Genomic DNA, 19,584 nt, shown 5'->3' with positions numbered 1-19,584 from the left:
AGGTCTCGGTGAAATACGACAAGCGACGCTACAAGCGACGCAACCGGATCGAGATCATGTTCGGGCGACTGAAGGATTGGCGCAGGATCGCCACACGCTATGACAGATGCCCGAAAGTGTTCCTCTCCGCCGTCGCGCTCGCAGCGACCGTCCTCTTCTGGCTTTGAATATCAATGAGTCTGGAGCCTAGGGCAGAAAGCGCGGCCAGATGGCCACGCCAGACAGCCACTGGTGCCCTGCGATCAGGGCTGTCAGACTGCAAAATCCCATCAACAGACGCAACGCCGCGTTCGGCGGAAAAGCGGGTGCCGCATGGCGGGCCCGCGCCTGCAAGGCCTGCCATTCCGCGCGACCCGTTTCGCGTTGTTTGCGCCTGTCGATAAGCGCCATGCCGAGCACAGCGAACCCACCAAAACCGGCGAACATCAGCGCATGGGCCAGATCCCCATTGGCAACCAGATGTGCCGCGGCCCAGAACCCCAACGCCGCTAGCACCGGGTGGCGGATCCGTCCGATCAGTTCGGGGTGATCCGGGTCAAACCGGTCATTGCGTGCGCCGCCAAACGAAAACGGGTTCGGTCGCCCCAGCGTCAGCGCCAGCAATGCCACCGCCGGGATCATGCCCGCCAGCACGATCCAATGCGCACTGACCGGCATGGGCCAGAGGGACACATGCGGCGCGCGCCCGGCTGCGATGATCAGCCAGGCAAGCACGCCCAGCGACAGCACCGAATAGCCCAGCAGGAAGCCCGTCTGACCAAGTCTTGCGATCAGCCAGGGCTTCAGTGGAGGGCGCACCGGCATGGCATGGCTCAGCAGGAACAGCGCCCATGCGGCTGCATACTCGCCCCAGCCGCTCATGCCGGGCGCGCGGCGCTGATGGCTTTGGGGGCGCGTCTTGGACGGGTGAGAATGGGCCAGTAGAGGATCGAAAAACCCCCGAAGGCCACAATCCAGAGCGCGGCGGAAAGATGCAACAGCCATATCTCACCCGGCCAGAGCCCCGCCAGAAGGCGGGCAACTGTCGCCCCGATCAGCGCCAGATACAGGGCCGCAACCGGGCGGCTGGCGGACAGGGGCAGCCCCGCATGGCCAAGGCTTGCGCGGGTCATGACCGCCAGCGTCATCAGGCCGATGGCCCCTGCCAGCCAGACATGTCGTGCGCCGGACTGGGGCATCAGGTCAAGGGCGGCGGCGCCGATCGCCAGGAAGCCCAGCGCCAGCGTCGCATAGGCGGCATGGAGCACCCAGACCAGCGGTTCGGCCGTGGTCTGATGTCCCTGCCAGCGCGACAGACGCCAGACATTCGCGCCTCCTGCGGCAAGGCACAGGGCCGCCGTCAGGCCGGAATAGGGAAGGGTCACAAAGGCCAGAAGTGCGGCGCTGGTCAGCCCCAACACCGCCCCATCGGCGCGGTTGAAGGCCTCGGGCAGGCGGGCTGCCTGCCGCTTGGCCAGAAAATTGCGGGTAAAGCTGGGGATGATCCGCCCGCCGATCAGCGCGATCAGCATCAGCACCGCCGCCAGCCCCAACCGCAAGCCGTAGCCATCATGTGCCGCCCCGTGCGCGGCTTCGACATGAAAGACCGCATTGGCCAGTGCAAAAAGTGCCATCAATCCCAGCACCGGAAGATTGCGCCAATTGCGCCCGGTGATGATCTCGCGCGACAGAAAAGCGATCAATGCCAGAGGCAGGGCCAGATCGGCCGCCGCGAACCCTGCGGCGGGCCAGGACGCTCCGAACAGGCTTGCCACCCGCCCCAGCACCCACAGTCCGACCAGACCGGCAAGCGGCCAGCCCACCACCGGCAATCGCCCCGTCCAGTTTGGCACAGCCGTCAGCAGAAACCCTGCGATGACGGCAGAGAGGTAGCCGAAGAGAAAGGCATGAACATGCCAGTCCATTGGCGCAAGGGCGATCGGCAATGGCGCTCCCCCGGCCAGCAGCATCAGCCAGTAGACCATCGCGAAAGCGGCCCAGATGCCGGAGAGCAGGAAAAACGGGCGGAACCCGTAACTCAGCAGGGCTGGCCCGGTCCAGTTGCGGCTTGCGGTGGCAGTTGTCATCGGGGGTGGTCCTCGCTTGGGCGCTTGAAGAGTTTACGTCCATGAATGAGTATTGTAAATACCTATACAAGGAAAGCAGTCGGGAATCCTGCGCCGTCCCGTTCCCAAAAGGGGCTGCAGTCGCGCAAGCGGAGGTGCCCGCCATCCGGGGCTTTCCGCCGACGACCGGATCGGGAATACTCGGATGCGCAGGACCGCAAGGCCGGAGGGCAGGACATGTGGCCAGACCGTCGGATACAGGACATGCTCGGTATCGAACTGCCGATCATCCAGGCGCCCATGGCGGGCGCCGGTCTTGCCGACCTGGCCGTCGCCGTCTGCACGGCGGGAGGGCTGGGATCGCTGCCATGCGCGTTGCTCAGCCCGGAGCAGTTGCGCGATCAGTTCGGCATCATCCGCCAGAGGACCACGCGCCCCGTCAATGTCAATTTCTTCTGTCATCCCCCGCCTGAGCCAGAGGCCGCGCGTGAGGCGAGGTGGCAGCAAAGGCTCGCGCCCTATTACCGCGAGCTCGGCCTCGATCCCGAAATCCCCGCCCCGCCATCGAACCGGGCGCCTTTCGATGACGCCTTCTGCACCCTGATCGAAGAATTGCGCCCCGAGGTGGTCAGCTTTCATTTCGGCCTGCCCGAGCGTTCACTGCTGGACCGGGTCGCAGCAACCGGGGCAAGGATACTGTCATCCGCCACCACGGTTGACGAGGCGCGCTGGCTGGAAGATGCCGGCTGTCACGCGATCATCGCCCAGGGGGTCGAGGCGGGCGGCCACCGCGGCATGTTCCGCACCGACGATACTGCGACCCAGATCGGGACCTTCGCGCTTCTGCCGCAGGTGGTCGATGCCGTGCGCGTGCCGGTGATCGCCGCCGGGGGCATCGCCGATGGGCGCGGGATTGCCGCGGCCTTCATGCTGGGTGCATCAGCCGTGCAGATCGGCACGGCCTATCTGTTAACCCCGGAGGCCACCATCGCCGAACCACACCGCCGCGCCCTTGCCGCTGGCCCGGATCGGGCAACGGCCCTGACCAATGTGTTTACCGGTCGTCCGGCACGGGGCATCGTCAACCGCATCATGCAGGAGATCGGCCCCATCGCCCCGGACGCGCCGCCATTCCCGTTGGCGGGCGGGGCGCTTGCCCCGCTGCGCTCCGCGTCCGAGCCCGATGGCTCGGAGGATTTCATGCCGCTCTGGTCGGGCCAGTCGGCAGGGCTTTGCCGCGCGATGCCCGCGGGCAAACTTACACGCCATCTGGCAGACGAGGCGCTGGCCCGGTTGACGCAGCGGCCAAAACGCCCTGACCGGAAAGGGCATGGCCAGTGACACCTGCCATGGGGTGCTCACTGGCATCCGGGCGCAGCACGAGATCCTGTCCATTGCCTGCGGCAGCCCCGCCCAATGTCATTCTGATCCGGCAACGGCCCTTGCGATGGCGCGGAACGCGGCGATTGTTTCATGATCGTTGTCGTCGAACGCGGGATCGGCGCTGGTCTTGACGATGATCACCGCGCGCGCGGGATCGATGTAGATATACTGACCCCAGACCCCGATGGCGGTGAAATCGCCCTGCGGGTCCTCGGGGATCCACCATTTGTAGCCATAGCCGAAGGTCCAGTCGCTGGCGGGGTTGTCGCCCGGTTGCAGATGCGCAGCCTCGGGCGTGACCGAAGCCTGCACCCAGTCGGCAGGCACGATCTGCACATCGTCCCGCGCGCCGCCCTCCAGATACAGCCTTCCGAAGCGGGCATAGTCGCGCAAGGTCGCATTCAGACAGCAGAGTGCAAACTCGCGCCCCGTGCGGTCGGTGCTCCATGTCGCATCCGCTTCGGCCCCCATTGGACCCCAGATCCGGCTGGACAGATACTCGGCAATCGGCATGCCCGTTGCGGCCTCCAGCACCAGGCCCAGGGCCATGGTGTCGGAACTGACATAGGCGTTGAACTCGCCCGGCGCGCGGATGCTTTCCAGCCCCGCAATCGTGTCCTCAACCGGTATGCCCATGGCCATGGCGCGGATGAACAGCATGTTGATGTCGGAAAGCGGGTTGTCGTAATCCTCGTCAAAGGCCACGCCCGTTGACATGGTCAGCGCGTCCTCGATGGACACGCCCGCGTAGCCAGACCCCGCAAGCGCGGGAACATAGCGGTAGATCGGGTCGCGGAGGCTGTCGATATGGCCTTCTTCGATGGCGATACCGATAAGCGCGGACACCACCGATTTCGCCATCGACCACGAGGTGAAGGGCGCGGTTTCATCCGCGCCAAGGCGATAGTCCTCATGGGTGATTGCGCCCTGATGCACGACCAGCAGGCCCGTGGTCTCGGTCCGGTCCAGGAACGCGCCCAGATCATGTTCGGCCCCTGCGAAGTCATAGGTTGCAGGCAGTGGCCGCGGGGCCCGGTCGAACTTCCAGACCGCGCCGGAGCGGGCAATGTCACGATAGGGAAAGACGCGATCCATGGCGCGAAAATTCTCAACCCTGTGGCTTTCGGCAAACAGCGTGATCCCGGCCCAGTAGGGGCTGTTGCGCAGCCACAGGAAGGCAACCAGGACAATCAGCGCAAGAGTGCCGAAGATCCAGGCGGTGATGCGGAACATGCGATTGATGGTCATTGTGGTGTCTCCGTCAGGTCAGGGGTGGACAATCAGGCTGGTGCCGCGCCGCGCATGACGCGCGCATTCCACCAGAAGATCACGGGCGTGATCAGCGCCGTCGGTCCCAGCCAGGTGACGAGTGCAGGCAGAAAGGTGATATTGACGACAACAGCGGCGGTGATGGTTGCGATGGTGCCCGCCAGCATCCGGGTCAGGTGCCGGGCGATCCGCGCCTTGCCGGTCACCGGTCCGGCCCGCCAGTCGCGCCAGTCCGAGAGCGCCAGGCTCAGCCCGATGGAGCCAAAGACCAGCAGGATCACGGGCTGCGCGCCCCCTGCACCTGCAAGCCCGTTCAGGCCAAGACCCATCATGACCAGCCCCGTGGCGGCCATCGCCAGCCCGCCCAGATGGTCCGGCCAGCGGGGCTGGCCATCGCGCAGCATCGCCGCGCGCCAGCCGGTAAACACCAGATAGAAGCTGAAGATGCCGATCACGAACAGGAACAGGTTGGGGCGGATCGCCACCAGCGCGAATGTGGTCAGCGTGACCGCCAGCATCGACAGCACATAGATATTCCCCGCGCGGCGATGCCAAAGCCCGCCTTTTGCGGTCCCTATTGCGGCTCCGGCCGTGCCCAGGGCCAGAAAACCGGTCAGGATATGCAGGATCAGAATGGCAGTGGTCATGTCGGATGCTCCGGTCTGGTGTGGCGTGACGGCACTGCGCTAACGCGCAGCCCTGCCATGCGGCCAGAGAAGTTGCGGAAACGGTTGAGAAAATGCGCGAACTGCATGATATGATGCGTTCACGATGCGTGAATGGACCCGGGATATCGGCCTTCGGTTGGCGCCGCCGCTGGGGGTGGGGCTGCTGCTGGGGCTGATCGGCCCCTTCGGCACCTATGACCGTTTGCCGCTGTTTCCCCGGCTTGGGTATTGGCTGGCGGTTGTTTCGCTCAACTGGGTGCTGGCGGATGCGGGGATTCGCCGCGTCGATGCATTGGCGGGGCATCGCCTGCGGGCGGCGCGCTTCAGCGTGCCGATCCTGGGCGCGCTGATCGTATCGGTTCCGGCAACGGGTGTTGTCGTGCTGGCGAACGGGCTGTCCGGGATTGGCTGGCCGTCTTCGGTCGCAGTGCTTTACGCACAGGTGCTGATCCTGCTCGCGGCGATCTCGCTCCCGGTTTACCAGTGGCAGGAGATCCAGGAGGCCGCCTCCGCCGCCCGGGCCGATGGGGACGATAGCCGCCTTTCGGCAAACCCGGCGGGCGCGGATGCCCGCGGACTTGCCCTGTTCCTCGCCCGGCTGTCCGGCCCGCTCAAGGGGCGGTTGCTCTGCATCGAGACGCAGGATCATTACCTGGCCGTCCACACCACCGGCGGGACCGAGATGATCCTGTGCCGGATGGAGGACGCGGCGCGCGAACTCGGCGGGATCGGGCGCCGCGTCCACCGGTCCTGGTGGGTTGCCGAGGATGCGGTCGAGGCCACGGTGCGCGATGGACAGCGCCAGTTCCTGCGGCTTGTCGACGGACGTTCGGTGCCTGTGGGGCGATCCTACCGGCCGGACTTGAAGCAGGCAGGCTGGCTTAAGGCGCGCTGATCACGGCTTGCGCAGCCCTGATGCGCTTGCCACGCGGTCGGTGTCATGCCGGTGTCATGCCTGTGACGCCCCGGAATTCGCGGTTGAAACTGGACCTGTGATGAACCCGCCTTCCAGCATCGCCTCGGTCGCACTGGCGCCGCCTTCAAGCGCGGCCCATGCGCGGCTTGTCCAGGCGCAAGCGCAATGCCAGGATTGCGCGGCGCAGGCAGGCAGAGGGCTGCGGCCACCCCGTCCCAGACAAGCCGCGGCATTGCGCGGATTTCGTGGAAGCGGGCGCTGACATGGCCGCGCCGGACGCAAGATTACGCGATGGTTGACACGCCGACAGGCGAACGGGCCGCACCGTGGCCATCGAGCCCAGCCTGACATGCAGCCTGAAGCCCGAGGATTCGGCGGAGGTGACGTTGCAGACCGTGCAGCGGTCCGTGGCCAGCCGTGGCAGATGTCCCGGGGTGCTGATGGTGGGTGCTGAATCAGGGTTCCCGGTTGACCAGGCCCGCCGGGGTCAGCGCGCGATGGTCGGGTCCAGTTTCAGCGCCACAGTTTGCAGATGGGTGAACATGGCCCGTTCGGCGGCCTCCACGTCGCGCATCTTGATGGCGTCGACGATGGCATCGTGTTCGGCAAAGGAATGGTGATCCAGCGGAGGGCGGTCCGGCACGCTGCGCAGCCGTCCCCAGACAACCGACCGCCGCACCGTGTTGACCGTATCGAAGATCGCCAGCATGAGGCTGTTTGCCCCCGCGCGGGCAATGGCACGGTGCAGGGCCGTGTCCAGCGCCTCATACTGGCGCCAGGTGCTGGCGGCGCGCGCCTGATGCATCAAGGTTTCGATGTCCGCCATATCCTGCCGCGTGGCGTTGCGGGCGGCTTCCCGCGCCAGGATTGGTTCGATCAACAGCCGCGCGCGCATGACTTCGGCCGGATTGGTTTCGCTTTCGATTTGCGTCAGGCTGAGCATGTTGTCCAGCGGCCGCGCGCCGATAAAGGTGCCCTTGCCCACATGGCGCCAGATCACGCCCTCTCTCTCCAGCACCGCCAAGGCTTTTCGAAGATCCCCTCGGGTAACGCCAAGTTCTTCACAAAGCACTCTTTCCGCAGGAAGTTTTGTTTCCTCGGCGAAATCTTTCTGGGACAGCCACGCGCGCAGTTGCACCAGCGTCGCATCGGTCCTGCGCGGGGGGGAGTTATCGGTCATCGTGGCACTATCGTGTCATGCAGTCTTTGAAATTCAATCGAATTCTTACCCCTGTCGCGTGCTCCTGTCAATGATGGCTTGACCATTTGCCAGATTGGTTATAATTGGGTTGCGAAATTGGAGGGCGCCGATTCCATCTCAGGATTGGCGTGAAGGCGGTCGGGCATATCCGGCCGCGGTCTGGGAGGGCCGAGGAGCATGAATTCTGACGATCCGCAGACGGATCTTCTGGCCGCGGCGATGTTCGTGGCCATCGGTGCCGGGGCGATCTGGATTGCGCTTGATTACCCGCTGGGCAGCATGCGCCGCCTGGGGCCGGGTGCCCTGCCGATGGTGCTGGGCGTTCTGCTTCTGGCCAGCGGCGCCGGGCTGGCCCTGCAGGCGATCCTGCGCGCGCAGATGGACCCGCAATGGCGTGATCAGCCGCTGTTGAAATTGCCGAAATTGCCATCCGTCCACGTTGTCCGCTCAACGCTATGCGTGGTGGCCGGGCTGGGGCTGTTCGGACTGCTGGTGCGCCCGGCCGGGTTGTTCCTGGCAACGGCAACGCTGGTTCTGGTCTCCAGCCGGGCCGAGGCGGGCACGCCGATCATCGGCTCGCTGGCGCTGGCCGTCATCATTCCCGCCGCCTGCGTGGGTATCTTCGTTTATGGGATCGGATTGCCGTTCCGGGTGTGGCCGTAATGGATCTCTTTGCCAATCTTGCAATCGGTTTCGATGTGGCGCTGTCGCCTTCGGCGATGCTCTACTGCCTGATCGGGGTCACGCTGGGCACCTTCATCGGGGTCCTGCCCGGGATCGGACCGCTGGCCGCCATCGGGGTGCTGCTGCCGATCACCTTTCACGCGCCCCAGACCGAAGCCATCATCATGCTGGCGGGCATCTACTACGGCACCATGTATGGCGGCTCCACGGTGGCGATCCTGCTGAACCTGCCAGGCACGGCGGCCTCGGCGGTGGTGGCGATCGACGGGCACCAGATGGCGAAGCAGGGCCGCGCCGGCCCGGCGCTGGTGATGACCACGCTGTCGTCCTTCATGGGCGGCTGCGTGGCGATCATCGTGGTGGCCGGCTTCGCCCCGCCGCTGGCGCAATTCGCGCTGCGCTTCCAGTCGCCCGAATATTTCTCGCTCATGATCATGGGTCTGCTGGCGGCAGCGGTGCTGGTGCAGGGGCCGTTCCTGAAGGGCATCGCCATGGTGGTGCTGGGGCTGCTGATCGGCACTGTGGGGCAGGAGACGATCTCGGGCCTGCCGCGCTTCACCTTCGACACGCTGTATCTGTATGACGGGCTCAGCTTCGTGGTGGTGGTGATCGGGCTGTTCGGCCTGGCCGAGGTGCTGCGCAACCTGGCGCTTGGCGCGGACCGCGAGAAGGTCGACACCCGCGTGGGCTGGCGCGAACTGGTCCCTACCAAGCGCGACATGAAGGACAGCTTCATGCCCACCGCGCGCGGCACCGGGATCGGCGCCTTTCTGGGCATCCTGCCCGGTGCGGGGCCTGCGATTGCCTCGTTCGTAGCCTATGCGCTGGAAAAGCGCGTGTCCCGGAACCGACGCAACTTCGGCAAGGGGGCCATCGAAGGCATCGCCGCGCCAGAAGGGGCCAACAACGCCGCCGCGCAGACCTCATTCATTCCCACCCTGTCGCTGGGGATCCCGGGCGATGCGATCATGGCGATCATGCTGGGGGCGCTGATGATCCACGGTCTGACGCCGGGTCCGCAGATCATCCAGAACAATCCTGAATTCTTCTGGGGCCTGATCGCCAGCTTCTGGATCGGCAACCTGTTCCTGCTGCTGCTGAACCTGCCCTTTGTGGGGCTGTGGATCAAGATCCTGTCCATTCCCTATTCGATCCTGTTCCCGGCAATCCTCAGCTTCATCGCCATCGGGATCTACAGCCTCTATCGTGAACCGCTGGATATCTTCATGGTCACCGGGATCGGCCTGGTGGGGTATCTGTTCATCAAGCTGCGCTGCGAGGCAGCCCCCCTGCTGCTGGGGCTGATCCTGAGCCCCCTGCTTGAGGAGAACCTGCGCCGGTCGATGCTGGTGTCACGGGGCGACCCGATGATCTTCCTGGAACGCCCCATCAGCCTGATCTTCCTGATACTGGCGGTTCTGGGTGTCGGCGCGGTGCTGCTGGGCAGCTGGCGCGCCAGCCGGAAGCCGCAAACCGAAGAAGGATCAGCGAAGTGAATGCCGCGGAGACGAACCGGGGGGTCTCGGCGCCGCGGAGCCATACCAGCGCCCCCCAGCTAACCCAAGGGAGAGAGAAATGACCATCAGAACACTATCGGGCGCCGCGCTTGCGGCCACCATGCTGGCCGCAGTCCCCGCCGCCGCCGACTTCCCCGACCGCGAGATCACGATGGTGGTGCCCTTCGGCGCCGGTGGCTCCACCGATATCGTCGGGCGGATCGCCGCACAGGCCCTGTCCGAGCGTCTGGACGTGCCGGTCGTGGTGGAAAACCGGGGCGGCGCTGGCGGCACCGTGGGCACCCAGGCCGCTGCAGGCATGGATGCCGACGGCTATGCCATCACCGTGGCCACCACATCGACCCATGTGGTGGGGCCGCTGACCAATGCCTCGGTCCGCTATGACCCGGTCGAGGATTTCGCCCATATCGGCATGATCGCCGAAACCCCCTATGTGCTGGTGGTCAACCCCGATCTGGGGGTTTCCGACGTGTCCGAACTGATCGCCATGCTGGAGGAGGCGCCGGGCGATCTGAACTTCGGCTCGGCCGGTCAGGGCTCCACCACCCACCTGGCCGGGCTGATGTTCCTGGCTGCCACCGGCACCGAGATGGAGCACATCCCCTATGGCAGCAACGCCGAAGCCACCACCGCGCTGATGGGCAACGAGGTGCAGGTGCTCTTCGGCTCCATGCCTGCCGTTCTGTCGCAGATCCAGGCGGAATCGATCGACGCGCTGGCGGTGGGCACGGTGAACCGTTCGCCCGAACTGCCCGATGTGCCGACCATGCAGGAAGCCGGTGTCGAAGGGTATCGCGCCTCGCTCTGGCTGGGTCTGGCGGCCCCCGCAGGCACGCCCGATGACGTGATTGCCACCCTGTCCGACGCGCTGGCCGACAGCGTTGGCGATGCCGATGTGGCCGCCCAACTGGCCAGCAACGGCGCCGAGGCCTTGGCCATGACCCCCGAGGAGTTCCGCACCCTGATCAGCGAGGAACTGGTCACCTATGGGGATATCGTCGCGGCCATGGACTGAACCACGCTGCCGGGGGGCCTGGGTCCCCCGGTGCATCCTGCGCGCGCGGTCCCGCGCGCGCCCAACCAGAAAGAGGGAACACTGATCCATGAGCAACGAGACGGCAAACGCCGAGTATGTCATCGTGCCGCCTGCGCAGGCCAGCCTGCCGATCCGGGGCAGCGACAAGCGGTTTCCGGTCCACCGGGTCTACTGCATCGGCCGCAATTATGCCGCCCATGCCGTGGAAATGGGCCATGACCCGGACAAGGAGCCGCCCTTCTTCTTTCAGAAGAACCCCGACAACCTGACCGATGCGGATGTCTTTCCCTACCCCGACCGCAGCAGCGACGTGCATTTCGAGATCGAGATGGTGGTGGCGCTTTCGGGTGGCGGCCGCGATATCCCGGTGGAAAAGGCCGAAGAGCTGATCTGGGGCTACGGCGTGGGTCTGGACATGACCCGGCGCGATCTGCAGGGGCAAGCCAAGAAAATGGGCCGCCCCTGGGAAGTGGGCAAGGCGTTCGAGGATTCCGCGCCGTGCAACGCGCTGGTTCCGGCCTCGGAAATCGGCCATCCCACTGACGGCGCGGTCTGGCTGAAGGTGAATGGCGAGACGCGTCAGCAAGGCAATCTGAACCAGATGATCTGGAAAACGCCCGAGATGATCGCGATCCTGTCGCAGTATTTCGAACTGCAGCCCGGCGATATCATCATGACCGGCACCCCCGCCGGTGTTGGCCCCATCCAGCGCGGTGACGTCATGGAAGGCCATGTCGAAGGCGTGGGTGATCTGAAGGTCACCGTCGGCTGATCGTCCAAAGGCGGGGCCGGATGGCCCACGTCCTGCGCGCATAACTCAGGCCGGGCGGTTCTCTGCCCGGCTTTTTCATGCGCGCAGCCTGGCGCGGGGGTGGGGCTGGCAATTGCGCCCCGCCGCGCCATGTCTGGGCGGAGGTGCAGCTGCAGACGGGGGCAAGCATGTCACGACAGGATCGACCGGCGGGTGCCTGGCCTGTTCCCGGCGGGCGGGCGGGGCGTTTGTTTCGGCTGGGCGGCATGACCGGCGGGATCGTTGGTGGCATGGTGGCCAGCGGGGCCCGGCAACTGGTGCAGGGACAGCGCCCGCGGCTGGACAACACGCTCCTGACCCCGGCCACCGCGCAGCGGATTGCCCGCGATCTGGGGCGGATGCGCGGGGCCGCCATGAAGCTGGGCCAGATGCTCTCGATGGATACGGGACTGGTTCTGCCGCCTGAAATGACCGAAATCCTGTCCACCCTGCGCGCCGAGGCCCCCCATATGCCGCCACGACAGCTGCGCGCGGTGCTGGATGCCGAATGGGGTGCGGGCTGGTACGGGCGTTTTGCGCGGTTTGACCTGCGCCCCTTTGCGGCCGCCTCGATCGGCCAGATCCACCGGGCCCGCACCCATGACGGTCAGGATCTGGCCATCAAGGTGCAATATCCCGGTGTGCGCGCCAGTATCGACAGTGATATCGACAATGTTGCGGCCCTGCTCAGGGTGCTGGGGGTTCTGGGCCGGGACCTGGATATCGCCCCCGTTCTGGCCGAAGCCAAGACCCAGCTGCATGCCGAAGCCGATTACATGGCCGAGGCCGGACAACTGGAGCGATTCCGCTCCCTGCTGGGCGCCGACCCGGCCTATACCCTGCCGCAACTGCATGCGCCGCTGACCACGCCGCAGGTGCTGGCGATGAGCTATCTCGATAGCCAGCCGCTGGAGTCGCTGCTTGATGCGCCGCAGGCGCTGCGCGACTGGGTGGCCGAAACTCTGGTTGACCTGGTCCTGCGCGAGCTCTTTGACCTGCGGCTGATGCAGACGGACCCCAACCCGGGCAATTTCCGCTATGACCCGGCATCCGGGCGTGTGGTGCTGCTGGATTTCGGCGCGGTCATGCCAATCGACTCCGCCATGGCGCAGGCGTTCCGCACTCTCATGCGCGCGGGGCTGGGGGACGAGCGTTCCGCCATGCACGCGGCCATGCTGCGGATCGGCTATATCTCCGAAAGCATGGCGCCCCGGCATCAGGAGATGATCCTGACCATGTTCGACACCGCCATGGCGCCGCTTCGCCAGGCCACGCCGTTTGACTTCGGCGCCAGCCGCCTGCTGGAAACCCTGCGCGACATGGGGGTGGCCATGGGCATGGAGCGGGACCTGACCCATATCCCGCCGCCGCCGACCCTGTTCCTGCACCGAAAGATCGGCGGTATCTATCTGCTGGCAACCCGCCTGCGCGCCCGTGTCGCCCTGCGCCCGTTGCTGGAGCGCTACGGCTGACGCGTCGGCCCCGAGGCAGCGCGCGTGACCGGGCCGAGCATCGGGCAAGACAGGAACTAGCAGGCGAGCATCGGGCGCGAGGGCTCGTTTACGGGTTGTTGATTGATAGGGGTTAGCAATAGGCTTCATCTGTGCAGGGGCACCGGCGCCACGGGGGTGTCCTGCAGCCTGTCGGCGCATGGTGCCTCGGGTGCGGTGGTTCCACGTTGGGGGGCATGCGGCAAGGGCGCCGGGTCTTGAGGCCGGATCAGAGGAAGCACAGGATGCCAAGCCGATTTTTCAGGGCGCGACGTGACAAGGGCTGAGATTTCTTCCAGCGCCCGCGATGACATTGAACGTTTGCGCGCGGCACAGTCACTCAGCCTGGCGGTGATCGACAGGCTGGTCTCGGTTCCGCTGGCCGGGCTGGACCCGGCGATTGACGCAGCTCTTGCCAGTCTGGGAGAGTTCTGCGGCGCGGATCGAAGTTACCTGATGCTACGCGATGAAGGTGGCGCTGGCCCCCGCGAATGGCTCTGGTCAGGATGCGCCGGTGCCGAAAGCGCCGGGGACGGTTGCGCGCTGCAAGCGTTGCGGTTTTGCCTGCTTGAATCTGGGCATGCCGCATTTGCGCAGGGCGGGCATGTCCACATTGCCGATGCCCAAGCCCTTGATGACACGGACCCCTTGCGCGAAACGCTGCTTGCGCAAGGGGTCCGTGCGCTTCTGGCCGTGCCCCTGCATGAGGATGGGCGACTGCTTGGCTTCATGGCGCAGGATACGCGGACGCCACCGCACAGCTTTGGTGAGGCCGACGTTTTTCTGTTACGCTCGGTTGCCAGCATCGTCACGGCCCGGCTGGCCCGCCGCCGGGGCGAGGCCGAGGCCGAAAGCCTGCGCCATGAGAAGCACCGAGAGCAACGTCGGCTGCAGGCCACGCTGGATGCCTTTCCGGACATGTTGCTGGAGCTTGATGCGCGGGGGCATATCCTGGCCTTGCACCGCGGGCAGGGTTGCCGCCTGATCTTGTCCCCGGAAGCCTGCCTTGGGCGCCGCATCGCAGAGGTGTTGCCCCCGAATGCAGCCGCCACGGCCCGCCGCGCCATGCAGATGGTCGCAGAGCAAGGCCGGGTTGGCGGGATGCGCTTCCATCTGGATCTGTCCGACGGACCCGCCTGGTTCGAGATCTCGGCCGCACCCCGCCTGGCTGAGCAGCCCGGCGAGAACCCGGGATTCGTCTTTGTCATCCGCGACATCACGGAACGCATGCTGGCGGAAAACGCGCAGCACGAAGCCCTGGAACGCCTGGGTGATGTGGCCCGGCATACCACTGACATGGTGATCATCGCAGACCGCAGCGGGCTGATCGAATGGGTGAACCCCGCCTTTGAGCGCCGCACCGGCTGGCAGCTGCACGAAGTTCGGGGCTGCGCAGCGGGCGACATTCTGCAATGCGCGGGCACCGACCCCGAAACGGTTGCCCGCATCCGTGCGGCGCTGCGCGCGGCGCAGCCTGTGGTGGCCGACATCCTGAACTGCAGCCGCAGCGGCGAAGAATACTGGAGTCGTATGGAAATCCAGCCCCGCCATGATCCGCAGGGGCGCCATATCGGCTTCATTGCCGTGCAAACCGACATCACCGACTGCCAGCGCCAGCAGAAGATTCTGGGTGCGATCTCCGGGTTTTCGGCGCGGCTGCTACGCAGTGAGGATCTGGTTGCCGAACGCAACCGCATGCTGGAAGAGGTCGCCCGCGCGGCAGAGGTCAACCGTGCCTATGCCTTCAGGGTTGATCCGCCTGTTGCCCTCGGCGATGCCGATGCGGAGTGGATCGTCTCGCAGGAATTCGAATGGTGCGACACCCGGGTCAGTCCACAGATCGATAATCCGGAGTTACAGGGGTTGAACCTCAAGCGCATCGGGCTTGCCCGGATGGCAGAGCATTTTGCAAGGGGCGCCGCTTTCCATCTGGACGCACCTTGCCAGATGACCCCCGCTGAACACGCCTTTCTGAGCAAGCAGGCCATTCATGCGCTTTGCGTGTTTCCGGTCCTTGCCGATGGTCGCTGTGTTGGCTTCTTTGGCTTCGATATCTGCCGCGCAGAGAACGATCTGCCCCTTGCGGGGTGGTTCCCTGCGGTCATGGATGCGCTGGCGGCGACCGCGAACAATTACGCCAGCGCACTTGGCCAGCAGGCACGGCAGGCGCAGCTTGTCTCGGCGGTTGATGCCTTGAATGACGGTTTTGTCTATTACGACGATCAGGACCGGCTGGTCCTTGCCAACCGCCGCTACCGCGAACTGTATGCGCTGAGCGCACCGGCCATGGTGAAAGGGGCCCGCTTCGAGGATATCCTGCGCTATGGGTTGGAGCATGGGCAATACGTCGCGGCCATCGGGCGAGAGGAGGCGTGGCTGCACGAACGCTTGTCACAGCACCAGGATGCAGTGCCGATCCAGCAGCAGCTTTCTGATGGAACTGTCCTGCAGATCGAGGAGCGTCCCACCGCCGATGGTGGGCGAGTGGGGTTGCGGGTGGATATCACCGATCTGCATCGCGCGCGCGAAGCCGCACGCCTGGCCGAGGTTGATGCCAGCCGCGCCCGCGCCCAACTGATCGCCGCGATCGAGGCATTGCAGGATGGCTTTGTGCTCTTCGACGCCGAGGATCGGTTGGTCCTGTGCAACAATCGTTACCGCGCCATCTATCCGCGGACTGCGCCCGCAATGGTCGAGGGTGCCCGCTTCGAGGATATCCTGCGCCATGCCATCGAGGTGGGGGAAGTCGCCGATGCCCATGGCCGCGAGGAGGACTGGCTGGCCGAGCGGTTGAGCCAGCATGCCCGCGCGCAAGAGCCGGTGATCCAGCATCTGGCCGATGGGCGGGTGCTGCGGATCTATGAGATGCCCACCGCCGATGGCGGGCGGGTTGGCCTCAGGACCGATGTGACAGAGTTGCACCGCGCCCAGCAACAGGCCCGCGCCGCCGAGGCCGCCACCGCGCAGGCGCGCCAACAGCTGGTCGATGCGGTCGAGGCGCTTGAAGACGGGTTTCTTCTGTTCGATTCGGAGGAACGGCTGGTTCTGGCAAACGAACGGTATCGCCAGATGTATCCGCAGACGGGGCAGGCCGCCGTCTGTGGCGTCCGGTTCGAGGATATCCTGCGCCGGGCGGTTGAAACCGGAGAAATCGCCGATCAGATGGGCCGCGATCCGGACCTGTGGGTTGCGGAAATGCTGGACCGGCACCGGCGGGCTGATGCCCCTTTCATGGAGAACCTGAGCGATGGCCGGATCGTGCGCATCCGCGACACGCGCACCCGCGAAGGCGGGCGGGTGGGTTTGCGGGTGGACATCACGGCACTTGCCCGCGCGCGTGAGGCGGCCGAGGCTGCAAGCCGCGCCAAATCCGATTTTCTGGCCAATATGAGCCATGAGATCCGGACGCCGCTGCATGGTATTCTGGGCATGGCGGATCTGCTGTCGGAAACCCGGCTCGATGAGAACCAGCACAACCTGCTGACAACGATCCGCGATTCGGGCTGGGGCCTGCTGGCATTGCTCAATGACATCCTCGACCTGGCGCGCGTCGAAGCGGGCAAGATGGGGTTGGAGTGCAGCCCCTTTGACCTTGAGGCGCTTGTCAGGCGCATGGGCGCATTGCACGGGGCAAATGCGCGCGCCAAGGGGATCACCTTTGCCATCAATCATGCTTCGGGCGGGCGCAACCACCGTCTGGGCGATGAAACACGTCTGATGCAGGTCCTGCACAATCTGCTGGGCAACGCGGTCAAGTTCACGGAACACGGCGCGGTGTCACTGTTCGTTGATGCCTCCGACCCGGATACGCTGCGCTTCGTCGTATCGGACACCGGCATCGGCATGACTGAAGAACAGGTTGAAAGGGTGTTCAACGCCTTTGAACAGGCCGATGCGGGGACGACCCGGCGCTTTGGCGGCAGTGGCTTGGGTATGACCATCGTGCGCAAGCTGCTGACGCTGATGGATGGCGATATCCGGATCCAGAGCACTCCCGGAAGCGGCACGCGATTCGATGTGCGCCTGGCGGTTCCGGCCGTAGATACCCCCACGGACACGGCCGCACCACCGCCCGAGGCCGAAGCCCCCAGCGCCGAGCTGCAGGGGCGCCGCATCCTGGTGGCCGATGACAATGCCACCAACCGCAAGATCCTGTCAGTCATGCTGGAGCGGCTGGGCCTCAGGGCCGAATTCGCCGAGAACGGGTCCGAGGCCTGCGCGCTCTGGCGTGCCAGGGCGTTCGACGCGCTGCTTCTGGATATCTCGATGCCGGAAATGGACGGAATCGAAGCCCTGCGAGCCATGCGCGCTGAAGCACTGACACTGGGCCGCCCGATGCCGCGCGCGATTGCGGCGACAGCAAATGTGATGGAAGATCAGGTTGCGCGGTATCTGGACGAAGGTTTCGTGGCCACCTTGCCCAAGCCCATGCGGCGACACCAGCTTCAGGCCGTCCTGACCCATGCGATTGCCACCGACACATGTCCGGAATAGCGCGCCCTGGAGCATCGACGAAGCGGGCCACCGGCAAGTTGCAGCTGTGGATGGGGCGGATGAGCGCGCAACCTGATGATTTGAAGGCCGGGATAACCCAGTAAGAATTAGATTTAATTTCTTCAATTCAGTTGAGAGGGTCAACAAGGGCTCATTCCGTGCCACCGGAGCATCCCACGCACACCCCGAGCAAATTAGAGAATGTCCACGTCACCTACTTGGCTGACGATTGACATGGCGGTTTCCATGGGTCGGCGGCCCATGTTCCGATAGCCGATGAGTGGTCGCTCGGTGTTGTAGAACACGCGCAACGCGTCGAGGCTGGCCCACAGCGCCTCAACCCGCCATTTTCACCGGCGGCCCGCAGGCGGCCTGATTTCGAGGCTCGGTCGGGTCTCGCGACCTCGCCGAGTGGTTTGAAGGTCAGTGAGGATGTCACGGTTCGCGCGTAGCGTGTGGCGGATCGCGGTCGGGACTCCGTCGGGCGAGCGCGGCGATGCGTGCAGACAGGTTTTTCAAGGCCGCCGGAGGCGGCGGCGGTGATCGGCGATGCGATTTCGCGGGCAACCGAAGTCAGGGGCCGGCCCAGTGCATCCTGTTGATCCGTGGCCAGAGCAGGGACCAGAAGGGAGTGACGCTGCTCGAGAGCGCCAGGGTCATGCGCCGTGCCGAGATGACGAGGCGGGCGCCGGCCCGAAGGACGCGCTCACGCAGGCGGCGCAGGCTCCAGCCGGTCCCGGTAGCCCGAGCCATGGCGCGGCGGGCGATGTGCATCACCTGATAGGCGATGAGCGAGATGAGAAGTCGGACCTCGTTACTGGCGAAAGCATCGACGGCGTCCGAGGCGCTCCGCGGCTTTCGTCCCCGCCAGTGCGACTTCGGCCGGTTGGTCGAGGACAGCGCCGGGGCGAGCACATCTTTCAGTTCGCCCATGTGGCCCTCGGCCTTGCCGCGTTCGCGGTAATGCGCGAGCACCTCGCTTTTCACCATCTGCCGCCAGGTGAGCGACGTGACCAGGAAGAAGCGGTCGAGCAGCAGGTCGTCCGGCCGTTCCTTGACCACCAGGATCACCCGGCGCGGCTTGTCCCAGCAGTTCGCTCGATACTGCAGGCCATGGGTCCACATCCGCGGCTTGTGCGGCCGCCGCCCGCGCGGTCGCTTCATGTAGGGTGCGGCCAGCCGGTCGAGGGCGGGGTTGGCGCGGAGGCGGGCGACGTAGTCGATACCGCGCGCCTCCAATCCCGCCAGCAGCGCAGCCGAAGGAAAGCCCGCATCCATGCGCACCATCGCCACCTTGCACAGCCCGCCCTGCGCCCGGTCGTTCGCAGCAGCGCTCGGACCGGTGGCGCGCTGCCGCTCACCGTCGAGGATCACGTCGCGCGCGCCTTCGGCGGTGCCGACATTGCCCGGCCGCAGTCGCGCGTCCAGCATATCGCCGGTCTCGGCGATGGAGGTGACCAGCGGGTGGTAGATGCGTGCGTTGTAGTGGCCATTCCACTCGGATTTCGGCTGATGGCCGTGAACTTCGATGGGGATGCTGTCGACGTCGAGCGTGACCCTGGGCAGGCGCCGACCGCCGTTCTCGGCCCGGAGCCCCCGCGCGGCGAGTTCCAGCACGCCGTCGCGCAGGGCCTTCAGATTGCCCGGCTCGGCCATGATGGCGGTGAAGCGCGACAGCGTCGGCTGTGAGGCCAGACCATGCGACCCGTCGAGCGGCGTGCATGGGGATGTCCCGATGAATGTTGAAATCGGGTCGGGGCAGCGCTGCCGGGATCATGGTTAGGCGGCCTCTGCGGTCTGGTCAACGACGGTGATGCCCGGCTCCCGATGTTTCAGAAGCGCGGCCTTGAGGATTGACAGCTGCTTGTGGGCCTTCAGACGCCGAAAGCCCTTGGCGGCCTCGAGCATGCCGGCGGCGGTCCAGCGTAGGGCCATCTTCGCGTCACGCCACCGCTTCACGTTCCGGCAGACCTGCCGGATCACGGCGTTCATCGACTCGATGATGTTGGTGCTCGCTAGGCTCCAGACTCATTGATATTCAAAGCCAGAAGAGGACGGTTGCGGCGAGCGCGACGGCGGAGAGGAACACTT

15 protein-coding genes and 1 pseudogene are annotated in these 19,584 nt (G+C 65.5%); 9 read left to right on the top strand and 7 right to left on the bottom strand.

Features of this window, described 5'->3' with window-relative positions:
- A partial coding sequence (locus HUK65_RS16030; protein WP_179907284.1) for a transposase occupies window positions 1–167 on the top strand: 167 nt, incomplete at its 5' end.
- A gap of 19 nt (window positions 168–186) precedes the next feature.
- Here HUK65_RS16030 and HUK65_RS16025 read toward each other — a convergent pair.
- Both HUK65_RS16025 and HUK65_RS16020 read right to left on the bottom strand, forming a co-directional pair.
- Entirely contained in the window at window positions 187–861 is a 675-nt protein-coding gene (locus tag HUK65_RS16025; RefSeq protein ID WP_179907283.1) for an NnrU family protein, read from the bottom strand.
- Window positions 858–2,066: an NnrS family protein gene (locus tag HUK65_RS16020; RefSeq protein ID WP_179907282.1), complete on the bottom strand. Its 1,209-nt coding sequence runs from the start codon at window positions 2,064–2,066 to the stop codon at window positions 858–860. Before HUK65_RS16020 ends, HUK65_RS16025 begins: the two co-directional genes overlap by 4 nt.
- 243 nt (window positions 2,067–2,309) lie before the next feature.
- Here HUK65_RS16020 and HUK65_RS16015 point away from each other — a divergent pair, with 243 nt between their 5' ends.
- Window positions 2,310–3,386: an NAD(P)H-dependent flavin oxidoreductase gene (locus HUK65_RS16015; protein ID WP_235442209.1), complete on the top strand. Its 1,077-nt coding sequence runs from the start codon at window positions 2,310–2,312 to the stop codon at window positions 3,384–3,386.
- Window positions 3,387–3,464: 78 nt separating this feature from the next.
- On the opposite strand, the gene HUK65_RS16010 is transcribed toward HUK65_RS16015, so the two are convergent.
- Both HUK65_RS16010 and HUK65_RS16005 read right to left on the bottom strand, forming a co-directional pair.
- Window positions 3,465–4,676, bottom strand: a complete 1,212-nt coding sequence (locus HUK65_RS16010; RefSeq protein ID WP_179907280.1) for a serine hydrolase domain-containing protein — start codon at window positions 4,674–4,676, stop codon at window positions 3,465–3,467.
- A gap of 32 nt (window positions 4,677–4,708) precedes the next feature.
- Complete coding sequence (locus tag HUK65_RS16005) at window positions 4,709–5,344, bottom strand: hypothetical protein (protein WP_179907279.1); 636 nt, start codon at window positions 5,342–5,344, stop codon at window positions 4,709–4,711.
- Between the two features lie 124 nt (window positions 5,345–5,468).
- Between HUK65_RS16005 and HUK65_RS16000 the strand changes: the two genes are divergently transcribed.
- The gene (locus tag HUK65_RS16000; protein WP_179907278.1) at window positions 5,469–6,260 is read left to right on the top strand and encodes a LytTR family DNA-binding domain-containing protein; all 792 of its coding nucleotides are present in this window, start codon (window positions 5,469–5,471) and stop codon (window positions 6,258–6,260) included.
- A 508-nt stretch (window positions 6,261–6,768) separates the two neighbouring features.
- Here HUK65_RS16000 and HUK65_RS15995 read toward each other — a convergent pair.
- Window positions 6,769–7,461, bottom strand: a complete 693-nt coding sequence (locus HUK65_RS15995) for a FadR/GntR family transcriptional regulator (protein ID WP_179907277.1) — start codon at window positions 7,459–7,461, stop codon at window positions 6,769–6,771.
- A gap of 198 nt (window positions 7,462–7,659) precedes the next feature.
- Between HUK65_RS15995 and HUK65_RS15990 the strand changes: the two genes are divergently transcribed.
- The 6 genes from HUK65_RS15990 (at window position 7,660) to HUK65_RS15965 (ending at window position 17,493) form a co-directional block, all read left to right on the top strand.
- Window positions 7,660–8,145 carry a tripartite tricarboxylate transporter TctB family protein gene (locus HUK65_RS15990; protein WP_179907276.1) on the top strand — a complete coding sequence of 162 codons (486 nt, stop codon included), beginning with the start codon at window positions 7,660–7,662 and terminating at the stop codon, window positions 8,143–8,145.
- Window positions 8,145–9,662, top strand: coding sequence for a tripartite tricarboxylate transporter permease (locus HUK65_RS15985; RefSeq protein WP_179907275.1), 1,518 nt, complete (start codon window positions 8,145–8,147; stop codon window positions 9,660–9,662). The genes HUK65_RS15990 and HUK65_RS15985 overlap by 1 nt, the downstream gene beginning before the upstream one ends.
- A gap of 79 nt (window positions 9,663–9,741) precedes the next feature.
- Complete coding sequence (locus HUK65_RS15980; RefSeq protein ID WP_179907274.1) at window positions 9,742–10,698, top strand: Bug family tripartite tricarboxylate transporter substrate binding protein; 957 nt, start codon at window positions 9,742–9,744, stop codon at window positions 10,696–10,698.
- 88 nt (window positions 10,699–10,786) lie between these two features.
- Window positions 10,787–11,491: a fumarylacetoacetate hydrolase family protein gene (locus tag HUK65_RS15975; RefSeq protein WP_179907273.1), complete on the top strand. Its 705-nt coding sequence runs from the start codon at window positions 10,787–10,789 to the stop codon at window positions 11,489–11,491.
- Between the two features lie 167 nt (window positions 11,492–11,658).
- Window positions 11,659–12,981: an ABC1 kinase family protein gene (locus tag HUK65_RS15970; protein ID WP_179907272.1), complete on the top strand. Its 1,323-nt coding sequence runs from the start codon at window positions 11,659–11,661 to the stop codon at window positions 12,979–12,981.
- Between the two features lie 339 nt (window positions 12,982–13,320).
- The gene (locus tag HUK65_RS15965; protein ID WP_179907271.1) at window positions 13,321–17,493 is read left to right on the top strand and encodes a PAS-domain containing protein; all 4,173 of its coding nucleotides are present in this window, start codon (window positions 13,321–13,323) and stop codon (window positions 17,491–17,493) included.
- A 573-nt stretch (window positions 17,494–18,066) separates the two neighbouring features.
- Here HUK65_RS15965 and HUK65_RS15960 read toward each other — a convergent pair.
- The gene (locus tag HUK65_RS15960; protein ID WP_268839441.1) at window positions 18,067–19,188 is read right to left on the bottom strand and encodes an IS1380 family transposase; all 1,122 of its coding nucleotides are present in this window, start codon (window positions 19,186–19,188) and stop codon (window positions 18,067–18,069) included.
- A gap of 84 nt (window positions 19,189–19,272) precedes the next feature.
- Window positions 19,273–19,515 (bottom strand): annotated as a pseudogene (locus HUK65_RS15955) (IS256 family transposase); the annotation flags it as partial.
- Window positions 19,516–19,584 lie beyond the last annotated feature (69 nt).

The sequence above is a fragment of the Rhabdonatronobacter sediminivivens genome (assembly GCF_013415485.1).
GTDB lineage: Bacteria > Pseudomonadota > Alphaproteobacteria > Rhodobacterales > Rhodobacteraceae > Rhabdonatronobacter > Rhabdonatronobacter sediminivivens.
This window is presented reverse-complemented; position numbering and strand designations above follow the sequence as displayed.